This is a genomic window from Candidatus Zixiibacteriota bacterium, assembly GCA_034439475.1.
Lineage (GTDB): Bacteria > Zixibacteria > MSB-5A5 > GN15 > FEB-12 > JAWXAN01.
On sequence record JAWXAN010000040.1, the window covers coordinates 1 to 18170 of the forward strand.

The 18170-nt window shown below is 47.3% G+C and carries 18 protein-coding genes; 5 read left to right on the forward strand and 13 right to left on the reverse strand.

The features are described 5' to 3' along the window. Positions 1-222 precede the first annotated feature (222 nt). From SGI97_05470 to SGI97_05495, 6 genes are all read right to left on the reverse strand, one after another. Complete coding sequence (locus SGI97_05470; GenBank protein MDZ4723335.1) at positions 223-1152, reverse strand: DMT family transporter; 930 nt, start codon at positions 1150-1152, stop codon at positions 223-225. A 3-nt stretch (positions 1153-1155) separates the two neighbouring features. Then, positions 1156-1953 carry an SDR family oxidoreductase gene (locus SGI97_05475; protein MDZ4723336.1) on the reverse strand — a complete coding sequence of 266 codons (798 nt, stop codon included), beginning with the start codon at positions 1951-1953 and terminating at the stop codon, positions 1156-1158. Beyond that, complete coding sequence (locus SGI97_05480; protein ID MDZ4723337.1) at positions 1953-3320, reverse strand: dipeptidase; 1368 nt, start codon at positions 3318-3320, stop codon at positions 1953-1955. The genes SGI97_05475 and SGI97_05480 overlap by 1 nt, the downstream gene beginning before the upstream one ends. Positions 3321-3500: 180 nt before the next feature. Next, on the reverse strand, positions 3501-4016 hold the full coding sequence (locus SGI97_05485; GenBank protein ID MDZ4723338.1) for a ferritin family protein: 516 nt from the start codon (positions 4014-4016) through the stop codon (positions 3501-3503). A gap of 45 nt (positions 4017-4061) precedes the next feature. Next, complete coding sequence (locus SGI97_05490) at positions 4062-4859, reverse strand: ABC transporter permease subunit (protein MDZ4723339.1); 798 nt, start codon at positions 4857-4859, stop codon at positions 4062-4064. After that, positions 4856-5788, reverse strand: a complete 933-nt coding sequence (locus SGI97_05495) for an ABC transporter ATP-binding protein (protein ID MDZ4723340.1) — start codon at positions 5786-5788, stop codon at positions 4856-4858. Before SGI97_05495 ends, SGI97_05490 begins: the two co-directional genes overlap by 4 nt. Positions 5789-5933: 145 nt before the next feature. Between SGI97_05495 and SGI97_05500 the strand changes: the two genes are divergently transcribed. The 5 genes from SGI97_05500 (at position 5934) to SGI97_05520 (ending at position 9171) form a co-directional block, all read left to right on the forward strand. Then, positions 5934-6662, forward strand: a complete 729-nt coding sequence (locus tag SGI97_05500) for a DUF1573 domain-containing protein (GenBank protein MDZ4723341.1) — start codon at positions 5934-5936, stop codon at positions 6660-6662. A 48-nt stretch (positions 6663-6710) separates the two neighbouring features. Then, on the forward strand, positions 6711-7487 hold the full coding sequence (locus SGI97_05505; protein ID MDZ4723342.1) for a DUF1573 domain-containing protein: 777 nt from the start codon (positions 6711-6713) through the stop codon (positions 7485-7487). 38 nt (positions 7488-7525) lie between these two features. Then, on the forward strand, positions 7526-8278 hold the full coding sequence (locus tag SGI97_05510; protein ID MDZ4723343.1) for a DUF1573 domain-containing protein: 753 nt from the start codon (positions 7526-7528) through the stop codon (positions 8276-8278). Positions 8279-8412: 134 nt separating this feature from the next. Continuing rightward, a complete protein-coding gene (locus tag SGI97_05515; protein ID MDZ4723344.1) occupies positions 8413-8625 on the forward strand; it encodes a hypothetical protein in 213 nt (70 codons plus the stop codon). A 147-nt stretch (positions 8626-8772) separates the two neighbouring features. Then, positions 8773-9171 (forward strand): hypothetical protein, encoded by a 399-nt coding sequence (locus SGI97_05520; protein ID MDZ4723345.1) that lies wholly within the window; start codon positions 8773-8775, stop codon positions 9169-9171. 149 nt (positions 9172-9320) lie between these two features. Here SGI97_05520 and SGI97_05525 read toward each other — a convergent pair whose 3' ends face one another. The 7 genes from SGI97_05525 to SGI97_05555 all read right to left on the reverse strand — a co-directional run bounded on the left by SGI97_05525 (position 9321) and on the right by SGI97_05555 (position 18165). Continuing rightward, the gene (locus SGI97_05525; protein ID MDZ4723346.1) at positions 9321-10811 is read right to left on the reverse strand and encodes a GWxTD domain-containing protein; all 1491 of its coding nucleotides are present in this window, start codon (positions 10809-10811) and stop codon (positions 9321-9323) included. After that, positions 10753-12102, reverse strand: a complete 1350-nt coding sequence (locus SGI97_05530; protein ID MDZ4723347.1) for a GWxTD domain-containing protein — start codon at positions 12100-12102, stop codon at positions 10753-10755. Before SGI97_05530 ends, SGI97_05525 begins: the two co-directional genes overlap by 59 nt. Before the next feature lie 171 nt (positions 12103-12273). Next, complete coding sequence (locus SGI97_05535; GenBank protein ID MDZ4723348.1) at positions 12274-13485, reverse strand: ABC transporter permease; 1212 nt, start codon at positions 13483-13485, stop codon at positions 12274-12276. 46 nt (positions 13486-13531) lie between these two features. Next, complete coding sequence (locus SGI97_05540) at positions 13532-14752, reverse strand: ABC transporter permease (GenBank protein MDZ4723349.1); 1221 nt, start codon at positions 14750-14752, stop codon at positions 13532-13534. 48 nt (positions 14753-14800) lie between these two features. Further along, the gene (locus SGI97_05545) at positions 14801-15493 is read right to left on the reverse strand and encodes an ABC transporter ATP-binding protein (protein ID MDZ4723350.1); all 693 of its coding nucleotides are present in this window, start codon (positions 15491-15493) and stop codon (positions 14801-14803) included. Next, positions 15490-16806 carry an efflux RND transporter periplasmic adaptor subunit gene (locus SGI97_05550; GenBank protein ID MDZ4723351.1) on the reverse strand — a complete coding sequence of 439 codons (1317 nt, stop codon included), beginning with the start codon at positions 16804-16806 and terminating at the stop codon, positions 15490-15492. Before SGI97_05550 ends, SGI97_05545 begins: the two co-directional genes overlap by 4 nt. Before the next feature lie 27 nt (positions 16807-16833). After that, positions 16834-18165, reverse strand: coding sequence for a TolC family protein (locus SGI97_05555; GenBank protein ID MDZ4723352.1), 1332 nt, complete (start codon positions 18163-18165; stop codon positions 16834-16836). Positions 18166-18170 lie beyond the last annotated feature (5 nt).

Below are 18170 nucleotides of genomic sequence, written 5' to 3' on the forward strand. Positions count from 1 at the left end.
AGCCTCTCGAAGCTTGGCGATGATCTGTTCCGGGCGCAACCGCTTCTTGTTCATACCGGCCTCCTTCAAAATCCAGATTTACTAACATAACAGCTGGACTCGTTTTTGGGGGCTAGGTCACAAGTAATCGACTATAATGTATTTGTCTCTCCATATTTGTGAAAAATAATCAATCTTTTTTAGGGGCAAAGAGTACTGATTTTCGCAATCTCTGTCAACCTCTCAGACCTCAGCAGTAATGACACCGGCCAGTACAACTCCCGCCCCAATCAGGAATGACAGTCCAACCGTCTCTCCAATCATGAAATAAGCGGCGATTGTCGCGATAACCGGCTGAATATTGCTGAATACTGCAAGGCGCGAGGCATCCATTTGTTTCAACACCCAATACCATGCCACATATGCAATAATCGACATGGCAATCGCCATGTAGAGCACCGCAAGCCATCCCATAGTTGTGACAGACGAATAATCAAATTCTACTGCACGGTATACGCCGAAAGGGAAATAGAGAAGCGAGCCGGATATAAGAGCATAGGCAGTCATCCGCAACGCGCCGTATTTCTGCGCGAGCGGCTTGCCGAGTATTGTGTAATAGGCCCAGGCCAGCACCGCGATAAAGATTATAATATCTCCTACAAGATACTCCATTCCAATATGCAGCACACCTCCGGACATAATCACAAGTACGCCAGCAACAGCGATGCCTATTCCTAAGCCTCGTCTCCAAAACATTTTCTCGCCAAGATGGAAATGCGCAAAAAGAAATACCCATATCGGCGTTGTCGCATAGAGAATTGAGCCGTGCCCCGCTCCGGTCATCGACTGCCCCCAAAGATAGCCGAGCTGGTTGAGAAGAACCATGAGTATGCCAAGACCAATTATCTTTGGCCAGTCTTTACGCTCTATCGACGTTTCTTCTTTACGAACAAGTACAATTGCAAACATGAGCAGACTTGCGATTACAAAACGAAAAAACGCAAATGTGAATGGCTCAATTTCGGTCACCCCATATTTGGTGATGGGAAATCCGAGTGCGCCAATTACCTGTTGAAGTAATATTACCGGCATCAGCGCCGCAAGAGTTCTCACAGCATGAGAATTAGTCTCGGGATGTTTTTTTAGTCCGTCAAGGCGAGGAAGTGATTTCATTTATTAGATGAGCGCGCCGTTGCGTCCGCCATCGACAGGTATCGAAGTACCTGTAATAAATCCGGCTCGTTCAGACGCCAGATAGGTGATGAGCGACGCCAACTCATCAGGCTGTCCGATTCGTCCTGCAGGTGAGAGCGTAGTGAATTTCTCAAGTTCCTCCTCCACTGAACATCCGCTTTTTTCGGAGCGTGATTTTGCAAGACTCTGCAATCGTTCTGTTGCCGTGTACCCCGGACAAACACAATTGACCGTAATTCCATGTTTGGCATAATTATTAGAGATTGTTTTTGCGAATGCCGTAACTCCAGCGCGGAACGTATTAGAAAGTATAAGTTCGTTAACTGGCTGGAGGACACTGGCCGAAGTAATGAAGATGAGCCTTCCCCATTTCCTTTCCACCATTCCGTCAAGTAGCGCACGAGTCAGACGTATGGCCGGTTGGAGCACAAGATTATAAGATTCGGTCCATCGATCATTGGCGTGATCCCGCACATCCCCCGGCGGCGGACCGCCCCCATTGATAACCACTATATCAACTGGCACTTTAGATGATTCCCGCAACACCTTATCTATCAACATTCTCAATTGACTCTCACTTGACAAGTCAGCAGGCAGGAGAACCGGACAATGGCGGGTCTCGCTTTCTATTTTTTGAGCAGAATGTTTGAGCTTCTCCTCGTTTCGGGAGTTCAATATCAACTGAACTCCTTCGCGGGCCAAAGCAAGTGCCGCGGCGGCTCCGAGACCGGACGACGCACCAGTGACAAGAGCCCTTCGTCCTTTCAGTCCAAGATCCATCAGCGCTTTACTTTCGCAAGCTCTTCCGGAAGCATCGCCGCTGTGCGACAGCCACGCTCGAAATCCACGAGTCGAAAACGCTCGTCCGGTGAATGGATATTGTCGTCACTCTGGGCGAAACCAATGAGCAAGGTATCTATTCCAAGCGTTTTCTTGAAATCACTCACTACCGGAATAGATCCTCCCTCTTTCATGAAGACAGGCGCTTTCCCGAATCCCGCTTTGATCGCCCGCGCTGCTGCATCAAGCCATGGTCCGGTTGTCGGCACAACCACACCCGGGGCGCCGCCATGTTTGTTGACTTTTATCCGCACCGATGTCGGAGCGAGCTTCTTAAGATATCTCTCGAGCTTGTTACATATATCCAGCGGTTTCTGATTCGGCACTAAACGCATTGTGATTTTGCATGATGCCATGGCCGGAATAATTGTCTTAGCCCCCTCGCCCTGATATCCGCCGGTAATACCATTTATTTCGCAAGTTGGCCTGTCCCATGTTCTTTCGAAAGTCGTGTATCCCTTTTCACCGTGCAGAGCAGAAATCGAGAGCGCTTTCCTGTATGCGCCTTCCTTGTAGGGGAGCTTTTTGTACTGGGATTTTTCGAATTTGGTGACTGGTTTGACATCTTTATAGAAACCGGGAATGGCGACTTTGTTGTTTTTATCATGAAATTGCGCCACAAGCTGGCAGAGCACAGTTATAGGATTGGCAATCGCCCCTCCAAAGGTACCTGAATGGACATCGCGGTTCGGGCCATAGACAAAGACCTCGCATGAAGCAATCCCGCGAAGGCCATAGGTTATCGCTGGAAGGGTTTTGTTGAATTGAGCCGTATCGGAAATTACGACGATATCTGCTCTGAGACGATTTTTGTTGTCTTTGAGGAATTCCGGCAGATTCACTGAATGGACTTCCTCTTCCCCCTCAATCAGAAACTTGACATTGATCGGAAGTTTGCCCGATGTTTTAATCAGAGCCTCCATTCCCTTGATGTGTGTGAACGTCTGCCCTTTGTCATCGGCAGAACCTCGCGCGTAAAGATAACCATCTCGGACTTCGGCTTGGAACGGCGGAGTCGTCCAGAGACTAAGCGGTTCAGGCGGCTGAACATCGTAGTGCCCATAATAGAGCACAGTTGGGGCTTTTGGATCGGCCATGTATTCGGCGTAGACTACCGGGTTTCCCTGAGTGGCCGACAACTCGGCCGTAAAACCTATTGCTGACATATGGTTTTTGAGCCACTCGGCACAATCGGCAACATCCTGTTTATGTTCCGATTTTGCTGACACAGAAGGGAATGAAAGAAATTGCTTCAGTTCATCCAGTCGCTTCTGTTTGGTCTCTTCGAGATATTCAAATGGGGTCACGATTCCAGCTCCTTATTGTGTGGTCTATTATTGTCGGAGAATATATAGAGTAGAATAAATCGACTGTAAAGTCAGATTTAGCGAATGACAATGCGAGCTGGGTGGACGATAGAGGGTAGCAGAACGATATTTCGCGGTCAAAAATCGAAAGATTTTAACTGCGCAATGGTCGAAACCCCCCTATCGCTCTTTGAACCATCCGGCCGGGTCATCGGCAAATTTCATGCAGGAGTGGATGAGCTTCGAGTGCATCTCCTCCTCCTGAATCAGCCAGCGATAGAAGCGTTTGATATTCGGGTCATCTGATTCGTTCATGAACTTTTCGTAAAACTCTTCAGCGCCGTTTTCAAACTTAAGCGCGTACTGGTAGGCTTCGACATCGGACGCGCTTGGCTTTATCTCATCACGCAACTCAGCCAGACGGTCGTTGAACTCGGCCAAGCGGAGATGCGCAGTTGATTCCTCTATTTTCAAAAGTCCGGTCTGTCCTGATGATTCAATGGAATGATAAAACTCTTCTATTCGTTTGATATGCTTGTCTTCTTCAGCGGCAAGAAACTCGAAGGTTCGCCGGGCCAACCGGCTTTTGAATTTGGTCGCGGACTCAAGGAAAAATTTCTTCCCTTCCTGTTCGAGTTTCAAAGCCACTCTCAACGGCTCAAGCGGGTCTTGCTGTTCTTTTTTAGTCTCGTTCATGGTGGACAAAGATAAATACCCAACTTGGTCTCGGCAAGCTTGGATTTAGTAGTTTTTTCGCTGGAAAATTACAAACGATGCGAGCATCAGAATCGCCGCAAATCCAAGGGTTGTCACCAACGGCATCCACATTTCATACGGCAGTCCCGTTGCCATCAATATAGCCTGGTCCGACAACTGCGACGTTTTCGGAAAGACGTAATAGAGGAAATTGACAATTGTACCCATCCACTCACTTGGGAGATTATCCGCAATTGCCTCGTGGGCGCTCAGTATGGACTGAAAAACCCAAATAATAAAAGCGGACATTATCGCGAATGCCTGCGATCCCGTGACAACTGCGGCGGTGCTTGTTATCGTAATCCAGACAAAAAACACTATCAGTTGTGCCGCGAAGACAATGAGTATTCTCTGATCAAACGCGCCATGAATCGCCGCCGCAACGCTATAAATGAGAATTGAGGAAACAATAATGACAACTCCATAGCTCAGCCAGATTCCGGCCATCTTATTGAGGAGTATGCTTCCCCGAGAAACCGGCTTGGACAGATAGAAGTCCACCCTTCCCTTCTCAAGCATTCGTGGCAGTACGCTCGCGCTCGCCATGACTGCCAAAAACACAAGAAAGCCTGTGCTCGTCTCGACAACTTTTATGAGAATCGAAGCTCTAGTAGAACTCCCGCCGTTATCCGATCCTGTTCCTGTGTCATCATTCGGAAAAGGGAAATCTATCGATGGCGAGCCGAACGCAAGCAACAACCCCAACACCGTAAATGCCCCAAAGAGAAATATAGTCTTTGAGCGAAATAGTTCAAGAAAACTGTCGCGCACGAAGCCTCTCATACACTTTGCTCCTGAGGCACTGTCAGCGTGTCCATAAATGTTTGCTCCAAAGTTACCTTTACCGGAGTAATTGTCTTGATGGCAATTTTGCGAATTCGGAGATGGTCAATGATGTAATTTATGTCATCAATATCATTCAGTTCGACGACCATATCAGTTGAAGTAATTGATACTCGTCGTCCCATCTCGGTCGGAACATCAAACTGTTGTTCCCCAAGTGCGGCCTCGATTCGATATTGATTTTTGTGGTTGGTCAGCTCGGAAACGGTACCGAGCCTCATAAGTTTCCCCTTTGAAAGAATGGCCACTCTGTCGGCAACTGATTCGACTTCGGATAATAGGTGCGAATTGAGCAGAATTGTCTTTCCTTGGTTTCTGAGCCGTTCCAGAATATGCCGGAACTCAACCCGTCCGATCGGATCGATTCCGTCAGTGGGTTCATCGAGGATAATAAGGTCTGGATCAGAAAGCATTGCCTGGGCAAGTCCAACTCGCTGGGTCATTCCCTTGGAGTATCTGCTGATTTTAGTGTTCGACCATCTTTCCATACCAACGCTCAAGAGCAATTGCTGGGCGGTGCCCTCGGTTTGGCTCTCAGGGAGGCCGTGGAGGCGGCCAGCGAACATAAGTAGTTCGAGACCTGTCAGATGAAGCGGAAATCGGTAATTCTCGCCCAGAAAGCCGATTTTTTCTCTCGAAAGCGGATCTGATGGCGGTAATCCGTTTATTCTGATTGTACCTGAGGTCGGCGAGCAAATCCCCAGCAGATTCTTGACCAATGTCGTTTTCCCTGAGCCATTTGGGCCGAGCAAACCGAAAACCTCGCCTTGATGTATGTCAAGGCTGACAGTATCAAGGGCAACTACATTCCCCTTCATCAGGCGGGTGTGAAAGATTTTCGTTAAATCACAGATTTCTATAATATTCATAAGCGAAACCTAATACCAGTGCCCAAGTTATATATCGGAAGGTCGAAAAACAACAATTAAAGAAAAGTAATAATCTTGACAAATCTATTTGCTCCAATAGCTTATATAGTGGAACTATATTGCAAAACGGTGTTATAATACCTCGATGATAGGTAAACTTGCTTTTACTTTACTCATACTTGGAGCCTCGGCGGGATTCTGTGTAGACCAGTCCGCTGTAAGTCTGAGCCACAGTTCGTTTGATTTTGGTATGATACCGGACGGATCCACACTCGCGCACACCGTCTGGATAAAATCCACGGCCAAAGATTCAGTTGAAATATCTGATATCAAGTCTGGTTGTGGATGCATATTAATACCCGCTTCCGTTTCGACTTTGTTGCCGTCAGACAGTCTACCCATTACCTTCGTGTGGGATGTGTCAGAGTCAACAGGCACCACGACACGCCAGCCCTATATCTTCACGAATGCCTCAATCGAGCCCTTGAAGTTTGCTCTGAAAGCCTTTGTAACCTCACCAGCAGATAGTCTCGTCCAGGTTCGCGCATTGCCACAACAAATTGATCTTTCATCCAAATCCGGTCAGAAATCCGCTCGGGCCAGTTTTTCCATTTTCAATCAAACAAATCAAACTTTGACTGCCAAAATAATTTCTCTCAGCAATGCTGATTTACTTGCTAAACTCCCCAATTCTATCAAGGCAAATGACCGTGTTGTCGGCTCACTGGCCTATGAGAGAATCGAAACTGTTACCGCTGACCCTTTGCACTATAGAAAGTCGGCTTCACTAACAATTGAAGTTACGAATCCTGCGGGTAAAAAAACTCGTCTGACGATCCCGATTATATTGGAAACAACACGCACGAGAATATAGTAAGCCAAGGATAGGCGATTTAACAATGCGAGATGAAGGAAGACATACATGAGAACACGGAACATGAAACAGATCACTCAATTCCTGCTCGCGACGGCATTACTGTCATCAACGTCCTCTGCAGCGCCACGACTTGAAATATCAGAGCCTGAATTCAATTTTGGGTTTGTGCCGCAGCATGCCGATTTGAGCCATGACTTCTGGCTCTATTCGACGGGCGACGATTCCCTGAAAATAACCAGAATCGTTCCCGGTTGTAGTTGCACTAAAACCCCGCTGGAGAAGGAAAACATGGCCGCAGGTGACAGCACACTTTTGCATATCATGCTCGACACAAAGACATTCACCAGGAAAATAACGAAGGGGCCGCGGATCTGGACCAACGAGAATAAACCTGAATCAGACGCCATGACGCCTGATACATTCATTATGGTACATGCCGATGTCATGATTGATCCCTTGGCGACGACCCCGATCACCATTAAGCCATTCAAACTTGATCTAACACCTGTGGGCAAACTCGTGCGGGACAAAATGACTTTTACCCTCACCAACACATCAGCCACGCCGCTAAAACCAACTCTTGTCGTCGCCCCGACTCGTTTCATGGAGGTAACCCTCCCAGAAACTATTCCGGCAGGAGGTTCGGCGACTGGCACTATCGAGCTTAAAAAGGAGTATCTCAATACTTCAATTGCGTGCTCTTTTACATTTCAGCTCGATGACGCCTTACAAACACGATTTACTGTGCCGGTCAAACGAACAGTCGTTTCGCCGGCGAATACCGCAACCGATATTGCAAGCAATGCTACTGGCAAAAAATAACTTCTGATAGCCGAACCTCTAAACTTATGGACATCACAATGAAAAAATTTCGTACCCTGATATTGGCCGCTTTGGTGCTCATCATTTCTTCAGCGGATCTATTTTCTGCTCCAAAGCTGACCATGCCTGAGACCGAATTTGATTTCGGATATGTACCGCAAAACTCCAAGATCAGCCATGTCTTCTGGCTCCATTCAACTGGCGATGATAGCCTTAAGATTACCAAAGTTATGCCAGGTTGCGGCTGTACGCAGGCTCCGCTCGACAAAGATATCCTGGCGGCCGGTGACAGTACTCGTTTGAATATTATCTTTGATACAAGGACATATACCAATGCCGTTGTGAAGCGTCCGCAAATCGAAACAAACGAAGGTACGCCGAACACATTTGTACAGATTTCTTCTACTGTCCTGAGCAACCCTGACTCAACCTTCCCGGTCATCATTAAGCCTTACAAGCTGGATATCTCGCAATCAGGCGAGAAGGTACGTGACCAAATAACTTTTAAGATCACAAATGCCTCAAAGAATAATCTTGAACTGACGCTTGTCTCGGGACTTGAGGATATCGCGCAAGTGACCCTTCCCAAGAGTGTCGCTGCTGGGCAGTCCGCGGAAGGTGTTGTCAAGTTGAACACCGGTACTTTGGATGATTCTTTTGAGCGCTCTCTGACCTTTCAGGTAAATGACGAGCAGAAAAGCCGATTCACGATTCCTATAAAGCGGACTCTCCGAGTCCCGGGACAGGCCACGGACTCACCAGCTTCGCCCAAAGAGATCGGCAGCCGTTAAATTAAATGTTTGGTTTATATCACCGGTCCAAATGGCCGATATAGGTAAACTAAGCGCTTGTTCGTGATGCCAGAAAATCGTGATAATATTCTGATGATATTGGGAAATTCTGTGTATATTAGGAAATAATGAGTATGAACAATATGTCAACCTTCGTTAAGACTGTCTCCCTTGTATCTCTGCTGATGCTGGGTGGCACATCGTTGATTGCAGCGCCACGGCTCACCATGCCTGAGACGGAGTTCAACTTTGGCTTTGTGCCGCAAAACTCTCGAATAAGTCATTACTTTTGGCTCTATTCTACTGGTGATGATAGCCTCAAGATTCTTAAAGTCGTACCTGGCTGAGGATGCACACAGGCTCCTCTTGAGAAGGACCTGATTGCTGTCGGCGACAGCACCCGTTTAGAAATTATATTCGATACGAAGACTGTCAATGGGATAGTATCAAAACGTCCCAAGATTGAGACAAACGAAGGAAAACCTGACAAGTTTGTGCAGATAACCTCTTCGGTAGTCAGGCGCCCGGACTCTACTTTTCCTCTGATTATAAGACCCTACAAACTTGATCTGTCTCAGTTCGCTGAAAGAGTACGTGACCAGATTAAATTCAAAATCACAAACGTCTCTGACAGCACTATTGATTTGTCTTTGATTGCCCAGCCCAGCGAGCTTATGGACGTTACCCTACCGAAAACCATTGCCCCCGGTCAAACGGCTGAGGGACTAGCTAAGCTTAAGAAAGGCGCTGTGTCTAAAACGTTTAGCACGTCGTTCACACTGGAAGCCAACGATGCCTCTAAGAGTCGTTTTACTATCCCTATCAAACGGGAAATACGACTTCCTGGACAAGCGGCTGACACGGCGGCTGGGACGCAGATCGGCAGTCATTAGACAAAATATCGACGCTCGATTAACGACTTTAAAATTACAAAGCCGCCCAGTTGGCGGCTTTTTTTATTATTCGGAATAATGACTGTGAAATGTATCCGGGTAGTCAGCTTAGAAAAACTGCATCTCGCTTCAATTAATATCGAAGCTACTCAGCGAAATTCTTCCGATATTCTGGCCTTCCAGACTACATCAAACTTTTCGCCATTTGCGTTTGAGTGCACAAGAGTATAATCCTGAAATCCCTGCTTATCCTCAAAAACGAACAAAATGCCTTCCTCTTGTGATCTATAATACCAGATTTCGAACGGCCGTTCGTCTTCGGGGCTTGGAATGTCTTTTCGTTCTTCCCATTGCCCATAAGTGATATAAATCCTCCCGCGATCACTTGCCCATCCATCGATGCGCAAGCGTGTGGAAAACAGAAGGTTAGCAGTCTCGTACCGGTGAATAAGTTCGATTCTATCCTCATTGATGTCGGTCTCAACACGGATATCTCGTTCCTTCCAAAATTGTTTCAAAAAATTAATCTTGCCGCTGTCGCTGAGACGATCGACAGTAATTTTCTGTTCCGGAGTAAGAAAATAACTGGAAAGATTAAGCTTTACCTGATAGCTCAGCGTATCGTAGGGATCGAACGATGCCGTCAGGGTTGAAGCGCGGAGGATATCGTTTTTCGATGCAAGGCGAAAGCGAAGCAGGGCTGTATCGGCAGAGATGTGGGACTGGTCTGCGGCAATCATCCGCACTGTATAAAGCCCCGGTGCACAGCCGATAAGACTGAAGGACTGTGTTTCAACGGCCGAGGTCCCAGTCTGCTTGCGAGTTTTGAATCCATAGCTTTGCGCTATTGCGCCTGTATCATCAAGGATGTCATAGGAGACGGTGTAGGTAGAGCTCTGTGTTTTGTCATAGAACAGATTGTACAGCTCTCCATAGACATAAATAATTGTGTCGGTCGGTCCAAAAATGGCGAGTGGGTTAAAGAGGACATCAAACCCATTCTTTGTTGTTGGAGATGGAGCATGGGAGGTATCCTCAGCAACATAAGTGATTTTATATGCCAGACATTCGCCACCGATGGCAATGCGTTCGGTCCGGGAAGCCGGTACCGGCACTTTGGGAAAGTAAATCTCCCCCCTTCTCTTATTCACAGCATCGATAACTACAAGACGCGCGGAATATATTCCCGGCATCGATTCGAGAACCAAACGATTGAAGAGTCGAATACCAAGACGTGCGCCCTCACTTGCCGTAACGACCGGGACAGTAAAATAGGTGGTCGTTGAGTCGATACCAGTCCCTTGTTCGTCATAGAGGGTTACTTGGGCAAATATCCTGGCATACCACAATGGGTCAAGCGAATCGGGCTTAAAAAAAGTAAATTCGTTTCGATACAACGTAAAGGGAAACTCAACGACCGTATGTGGAGCGAATGCAGGGTTATCCAAATAATTCGGCGCTGAAAAAACCGTCAATGACTGAGTCGAGGAGGTTATTTGCGCTGAACCGTCTGATATGCAGAAAAATACAGCAAGGATTAGGGTTACCAGGCCGGCCCACATGCGGGAAATCAATCGTAGTCTAAAAATCTGGTCGCTGATTACGTCCATCGTACGGATATTGCAGGCGATAATCGCCATCCTCATTTTCATCGACAAAAGTGAATCGCAGGTATTGACCGCTATAATAATAGTGCCAAATCTGATACGGCACTTCGCTTGGCGAAAAGGGCTGGTCATCTATACGGTCGGGCTCGCCGTGAACAATGTACACGCGTCCTCGGTCAGATTTCCATCCTTCTCGATGGCCGGAAGTAAAGCGTTCATTGGTATAGTTTACTCGTCGGTAAAACTCTCGTTTGGTCTCATTTTCGGGGGTGCCCAAGGTAGGATCGCGGCTTTCCCAAAATTGGTCGAAGGCGCTCTTTCGCTCTTCCAGAGTTGTTACATTTTTGACCTTATCGATTTCCTCCGATGTCGCAATATACTGAATCTGATTCATCACTGTTTTCCAGTCATTTCGTATCAGACCATACTGGCTCCAGAGCAGCGTCAGTTCCTGTTTTTGCTCATCGAGTTTCTTGTTACGCCGGCCTCGCAAATAAATTTCCATCTCATAGTTGCCCGGTTCAAGATCGGTAATCGATATCTCCCTCAGCTGGCGTATAACCGGCTTGTCAAGCTTCACATGAAGAGTATCACGATAGAGCATACCTTTGGCGTAATGTCTTAAAATGGTCTCGACAACGACATCACTCTCTGAATCCTGCCCCGGGTACAATTCAAAATAATATAATAGTGTCGACTCATCGTCTCCTCCAAAGGCTCTCGTCACCGAAGGAATAACCTTGAGTACGCCTTTGTTAAACAAACCATTTTCTTCCTCGGTCTGTTGGGCAACATGGGCAAACTCAACAGCCGACATGAGCGGTTCATCGCGGCCATAATCTTCAAGTTTCATCTTGATTTCTTTGTTCGTGACCAGTCTGGTCTTGCGGTCCCTCAGAGAAAATTCAACAGTGTATTTACCCGGGTCAAGATCAAAATTTAGTTGGCTTGTGCGAAAATCGAAACGCGACCGGATCCGCTCGGAATTTGAAAGTACGACTGTCTTGTCTTTGCTCTCTGCTGCTGCCTGCTTGCCGTCGTCGTCGCGAATAACTGCGGAAACCTCATATTCTGCAACATACAGGCTGTCTTTTTTATCAAATTGAAGTCCAAAATTATAGAGCTGATAATATACTTCCAGCCTGACTTTACCAGGTGTGTCCGACTTAAAATCGGCGTGATCGATATAAAGTAGCGGACCGGGTTTGGTCTCGTGGTCCTCTTTCCTATTCTGCTGAGCGAGGAGCGTGTCTATAACTATCACGGCGGAGCCAGCAAAGAGAACTAATTTGAGTGAAAGTTTTAGTAAATTGACTGCTTTCATATAGCTCTTATACGATACTTTCAGAGTAATCCATAATTATTTGCAATCTATGGTGGGGTAAAGGCTTATGCAAGGAGAATTCTGACTGGAGAAGTGTCAACCAAAGGGTCAAAAGAGTCAAAGCTGATTTATTAATTCAGGCCCAAGTGGCTTGGGAAAGAGCGACGAAATCTATTCGTACCTTAGGGACTCTATCGGATCCAATCGGGAGGCCTTAATTGCCGGATAAATGCCGGAAACAAGACCAACCGATACGGCCACGGTGAATCCGGTAAATATCCAAAAGACAGAAATCGAGAGCGGGAAATTTATGGCTGCATTGATACCCAGCCCAAGCAGGATTCCACCGAATACACCAATAATTCCACCCATCCCTGAAAGCGTCATGGCTTCGGTTAAAAACTGTACAATGATATTTGCCCGTTTCGCCCCGATCGCTTTACGCACGCCTATTTCGCGAGTGCGTTCGGTCACTGAGACAAGCATAATGTTCATCACCCCGATTCCTCCGACCATGAGACCAACTGAGGTCACCAGAATGCCTATTAGATAGACCATATCAGTTACCTTGCCTATCTCTTCGCGAAGGTTATCCTGCGTGGAGAGAGCAAAATTGTCGTCTTTGTTGAAGGGCACCCTCCGGAATTGACGCAAAACACTGGTGACTTCTTCTTTTGCCGCCGCGATCTCATTATAACTGCGGGCGCGAGCCATCAGGCTTAGCTCCTCTTCCCACGGATAGAGTTTCTCGAATACAGAAAGCGGTATTGCGACTGCATTGTTGTCTTCGTCACTGCCAAAATTTGACTTAGTCTCTTCGAGCACCCCGACTATAGTAAACTTGTTTCCGTTGACACGAATTTCTCTGCCGACTGGCTCATCTGAAGGAAAAAGTACGTCTGCGATCTGAAAGCCAATAACGCAGACCATTGCCTTATACTGTTGATCCAGTTCCGTCAGATAACGCCCACTTGAGACATTTTTGTCGCGCACCTTGGGATAATCAGGCCATGTCCCATACAATCTGGGCTGGCTCGCTTTATTTGCGCCATATTTGACTTCATTCCCGCCCGGCTTGAAATAAAAGTTCTGCGGACAGACCCCGTCAATGAGATCACAGTTCTTGATTATTGCCGCAGCCTCGCCGGACGTTATCGCTTTCCTATTGCGTTCCTCGTCGCTAAGGTTATCCCAGTCGGTACTTGGAGAGAACTTTGTGATATAAATGACGTTTGAACCGATGTTGTTCACTTCGTTCTGAAGGGCCAGATCAAATCCGTCGAGCACAGAGGCCATCGCGATGACCGAACCAACTCCGACCATGACACCGAGTATTGTCAGCCCCGACCTCAGTTTGTTAGACCTAAGCGAGCCAAGGGCCATCAAGACTGCTTCCTTCAATTCTACTGCGCTTAGTATCAATTGATAATTACTCGTAGCTGAGCGCCTTAATGGGGTCAAGTCTGGCGGCCTTCATAGCCGGGTAAATACCGAATATGAGACCGATGCCTCCCGAAATTGAGAGACCGGCCATGATTGCAATAAACGACGGAGAAATTTCCATCCCCATCATGGCGACCAAGGCCTCTGCTATGAGGAATCCCAAGACAATTCCCACAATGCCTCCGCCAAGAGTCAGCATCAGGCTCTCGAAAAGAAACTGGAGAAGAATATGGTTCTGCTTAGCGCCAAGAGATTTGCGAATCCCAATCTCTCTCGTCCGCTCAGTAACGGAAACCATCATAATGTTCATTACTACTATTCCGCCCACAACAAGGGATATTGACGGGATAATAATCAAAACCATCCGAGCGATTGCGGTAATCGCATTGAAAGTCGAGAGAATACTTTCGGCAGTGAGCAAATCGAAATCATCTTCGTCCTTAAACGGAACATTTCTCTCTGATCTGAGGATAAGACGAACTTGATCCATGGCTGCCGGCACCGCCTCTACCGACGATGCCTTAATTGTCATTGAGAATTGCCTTTTCGGTATGCCGAACTGCTTTGTCCAGGCGGAAAAAGGAATGCTCACAAAATTGTCCTGGCTCTCGCCAAAGATCGAGCCCTGTTTTTCCGCCACTCCTATGACCGAATACTTTTCACCGGCTATTCGCAATTCTTTACCAATAGGATCCAATCCCTCGAAAAACTCGGTTCGAATATCTTCGCCGATGAACGCCACCCGCCGGGCATGCAGATCGTCTTCATGTGAATGGAAACGACCCAGCTGTACATTGAGGTCCACTATGTCGATATGCGAAGCGCTGGTGCCGGATATTTCAACGTCCCTAAGATTTTTCCCTCCGTAGCTAACACGCCGCCCGGTTCTCACAGTAGGGGATATTTTCTCGCAATCGCTGCAACCGTTGCGGATGGCATCGACATAACTGACCTTAAATGGTTTGCGTTTGATTTTCTCCCACCACATTTCATCGGAGGTTACAATTCCCACACGCGTTACCACAAAGGTCGAAGAGCCGAGCTTGCTGAACTGCTTAGCTATATTGTCGGTCATCCCCTCAAGCGCCGAAATTATTGTCATGACCGAAGTGACCCCGATGATAATGCCAAGCAAGGTTAGGCCGGAGCGAAGTTTATTCGCTCTCAGAGCGTCGAATGCGATGGCAAAAATAGACCCGGTAATCATTGAAATATTCTTTCTGGTATAGTGAACGCAATGGTTCGCTTTAGCGCATTAGCTGGCAATGGCGGTTTTTTCATCGCCTGCTATAAGACCATCACGAATAGACAAGATGCGGTGCGCATGTTTGGCAATATCGCGTTCATGAGTGACAGTAATAATCGTGTTCCCCTGCCGATGAAGTTCATCAAAGAGACGCATAATTTCTTCTGAGGTTTTGCTGTCCAGATTTCCGGTTGGCTCATCAGCGAGTATTAGCGAAGGGTCATTCACCAAGGCCCGGGCAATCGCAACACGCTGGCGCTGACCGCCGGAAAGTTCATTCGGTTTGTGGTTCATCCTGTCACTCAGATGAACTTTGCCAAGAGCAACTTTGGCCTTCTCAGACCTTTCCTTTGAAGACGTTCCATTATAAATAAGCGGCAGTTCTACATTGTGGAGCGCGCTTGCTCGAGGGAGAAGATTGAACGTTTGAAACACGAATCCGATCTCGCGGTTGCGAATTGTCGCAAGTTCGTCATCCCCCATATTGCTGACCTGTTTTCCATTGAGCGTGTATTCCCCCTGCGAAGGCGTATCGAGACAGCCAATGAGGTTCATAAGGGTCGATTTGCCCGAACCTGATGGCCCCATGATGGCAACGTACTCCCCTTTTTCTATGTCAATGGAGACCCCGCTAAGCGCGTGAACTTCCTCAGCCCCCATAATGTACGTTCTCCATAAATTCTCAGTGTGGATTAAATTCATTCTTCGCTCTTCCCATTCTCTTCATCGTCTTTTTCTGGCTCGACTTTGTCGCCGTCTTTAAGCGTTCTCAACACACTGTACGGACCCGAGACGACAGAATCGCCTACTTGGACGCCGGATGAGACCTCAATATTTTTGGAGTCAGAAATGCCGGTCTCGATTTCAGTAAATCGCGCGACTCCATCCTTGATAACGAAGACGCCTTTCAATTCTTTCCGTTTGATGTCTTTGCCCGATTTTCCGGCCTTGTCACCTTTGGTGGTCTCGGCGGCATGCACGGCATTGACCACGCCGTCCTCTTTAGTAGAGGCGCGGGCGGCCAAAAGTGAATCCATATCAAAAGACCTGACAACAACAGAGCTAAATGGCAAGGCCAAAGCCATATCGCGTTTCTTGGTCGTGATATCAACCGTGGCTGACATACCCGGACGGATAGCGACATCGCTATCATTAAAAATAACTTTTACCTTGAAATTTGTCGAGAGGTCTTGAGTGCCCTGACCTTGAACAACGGCCGTGTTTCCGATTTCTATGACCGACCCGGGAAATGTCGTATCAGGAAATGCATCGACTTCAATTCTCGCCGACTGACCGACCGAGACCTTATTGACTTCTGTTTCATCGACCTCCACCTCAACTTCGAAAACATTGAGATTAGAGATAGTCATAAGCGTCTTGCCCTGTGTGAAGGCAGTCTGTGCGGCTGCAATCTCTCCTTCTTCGACATCAACAAAGGTCACAATTCCATTCATCGGAGCAACAATTTTCGCTTTGCTGAAATTCTCAACTTGCTTCTCGAAGGCCGAGTTCATCTGTCTTGACTGCGCAAGCATGGCATCGTAGGACGATTTCATGCTCAGAAATTGATATTTCGCATCTTTGTATTGTGTCTCAGACGTTAGATTCTGGTCACGCATTTTTTGTTGGCGGTCAAATTCCTCCTGAGCCTGGTCAAGCGAAGTTTTGGAGCCCTCTAAACGTGCGTTAATCTCACTAACCGCAAACCGGGCCTGATCGACATCGGAGCGAAGTCTCACTGTATCAAGCACAATGAGCAAATCACCTTGTCTGACTTCCTGGCCTTCCCGGACAAGCAATTTGACAATTTCGCCGTTCACCTCCGAGGTGATATTCACTTTGCTCTGAGGCTGGATTCTGCCCGAAGCCGAGACAATTTCAATAATATCAGTTTCAGAGGCGGCAGTGGCATTGACTGTGGTAGTATTTCCCGCATCCGATCTGAGATTGAGAAAGACAAATACGGCTATAACCACAACGGCCAGCGATAAAAAAATGATTTTCTTTTTGCTCATCTGCGTTCCACACCTCTTCTATACTAATTACATTTTACCCATTGCGTTTTCAAGCGTCGAGATCGCCAAATTCAAGTCGAAATCAATCTGGATAAGCGACACCTGCGCCCGCTTGAGCGAAACCTGCGTGCTCAGCAAATCAAGAATTGTCGCCGCGCCCAGATTATATTTTTCCTGTGTTATTTTCAAATCTTCGGTTGCCGCCTCTACATTTTCCTCGGAAACGCTCTTCTGTTCTCGGAGAAGTTCGATATTAAGATAGGCAGTCTTAATATCCGTTACTGTGGAATTGCGCGTATCGGCCAAGAACGCCTCTGCGTTATTCTTGGTCACTCTTGAGGCAGTTATGTTTCTTTCTCTGAAAAACCCATCGAAGATGTTCCAAGAGGCCGTAAACCCATATTCTCGTGTGTCTGAGGAGCGGTCCGTAAGCGTTGCAAAACCTGAACTACCCGAGAACTTCGAATAAGATGCAAAGCCATCAAGCTTGGGCAAATACTCAGCCCGTGAAGCGCTCACTGATTTCGAAGCGGACTTTAGGTTTAGCTCATCAGCGAGCAAGGCCGGGCGATGAGTCAGACCAAATTCAATGGCATCGTTGAGTGTACCATCGTATTCCCGCACAGTATATTGAGTAGAAAATTCCCAATCCTGACGAGGATCGACACCAATCGTGAAGGCCAGATCAGATTCAGTGGTTGTCACGGCATTCCGTGCGCGAAGCAATTCTAATCTATCGGTGCCGTATAGCACCTTTTGCTTTAGTACATCAGAAAGCGATGCCGAACCCAAATCAAAGCGAGACTGAATCAGTTTTAACTGCTCCTCTGCGCGCTTCACCGCATCTTCCTGAACAGCGACATTTTCGACTGCTGCGAGGAAGGCATAAAACGACAATTTTACAGAAAATATTAGGTCCTGCTCTGAGGCGATAACATCAAGGTTTGCGCGAGCAACATCCGCCGAGGATGCGGAATAGTTATAGAAATTAGCCAGATCGAAGATTGAGATACTTGCATCAACGGAAAATATTTTGTTTGTTCCTTCGGCGTCGTCTATCGACACATCTTTCGTTACGTTTCCGAGAGTGTCTTTAATATCCACTTTTTGATTAGTCTGCTTTGATTTTCCATACGTGTAAGATGTCCTCAAGCGGGGCAAAAAGCTACCGAGAGCAGCTCTTCGACCAGCGCGGGCAAGTTCCTCTGCCCCTTGGGTCTGGATTATGACAACGCGGTTACGCAGGGCCAATGTGATGGCATCGTCGAGTGTCAACGGCGCCGCTGTCGCCGTCGAAGGCATTCCTGATACAAAAACAGTCAAAACAAGTGCAAGAGTAATTCCGAGAGCAATCCGCATTTCTT

Excerpts from the sequence above, each read along its gene's own strand:
- SGI97_05555 (MDZ4723352.1), bottom strand. The coding sequence starts at position 18,165 with ATGCGGATTGCTCTCGGAATTACTCTTGCACTTGTTTTGACTGTTTTT.
- SGI97_05550 (MDZ4723351.1), bottom strand. The coding sequence starts at position 16,806 with ATGAGCAAAAAGAAAATCATTTTTTTATCGCTGGCCGTTGTGGTTATA.
- SGI97_05530 (MDZ4723347.1), bottom strand. The coding sequence starts at position 12,102 with ATGAAAGCAGTCAATTTACTAAAACTTTCACTCAAATTAGTTCTCTTT.
- SGI97_05545 (MDZ4723350.1), bottom strand. The coding sequence starts at position 15,493 with ATGAATTTAATCCACACTGAGAATTTATGGAGAACGTACATTATGGGG.
- SGI97_05510 (MDZ4723343.1), top strand. The coding sequence starts at position 7,526 with ATGAAAAAATTTCGTACCCTGATATTGGCCGCTTTGGTGCTCATCATT.
- SGI97_05505 (MDZ4723342.1), top strand. The coding sequence starts at position 6,711 with ATGAGAACACGGAACATGAAACAGATCACTCAATTCCTGCTCGCGACG.
- SGI97_05485 (MDZ4723338.1), bottom strand. The coding sequence starts at position 4,016 with ATGAACGAGACTAAAAAAGAACAGCAAGACCCGCTTGAGCCGTTGAGA.
- SGI97_05495 (MDZ4723340.1), bottom strand. The coding sequence starts at position 5,788 with ATGAATATTATAGAAATCTGTGATTTAACGAAAATCTTTCACACCCGC.
- SGI97_05470 (MDZ4723335.1), bottom strand. The coding sequence starts at position 1,152 with ATGAAATCACTTCCTCGCCTTGACGGACTAAAAAAACATCCCGAGACT.
- SGI97_05540 (MDZ4723349.1), bottom strand. The coding sequence starts at position 14,752 with ATGATTACCGGGTCTATTTTTGCCATCGCATTCGACGCTCTGAGAGCG.
- SGI97_05475 (MDZ4723336.1), bottom strand. The coding sequence starts at position 1,953 with ATGGATCTTGGACTGAAAGGACGAAGGGCTCTTGTCACTGGTGCGTCG.
- SGI97_05535 (MDZ4723348.1), bottom strand. The coding sequence starts at position 13,485 with ATGGCCCTTGGCTCGCTTAGGTCTAACAAACTGAGGTCGGGGCTGACA.
- SGI97_05500 (MDZ4723341.1), top strand. The coding sequence starts at position 5,934 with ATGATAGGTAAACTTGCTTTTACTTTACTCATACTTGGAGCCTCGGCG.
- SGI97_05525 (MDZ4723346.1), bottom strand. The coding sequence starts at position 10,811 with ATGGCGATTATCGCCTGCAATATCCGTACGATGGACGTAATCAGCGAC.
- SGI97_05515 (MDZ4723344.1), top strand. The coding sequence starts at position 8,413 with ATGAACAATATGTCAACCTTCGTTAAGACTGTCTCCCTTGTATCTCTG.
- SGI97_05490 (MDZ4723339.1), bottom strand. The coding sequence starts at position 4,859 with ATGAGAGGCTTCGTGCGCGACAGTTTTCTTGAACTATTTCGCTCAAAG.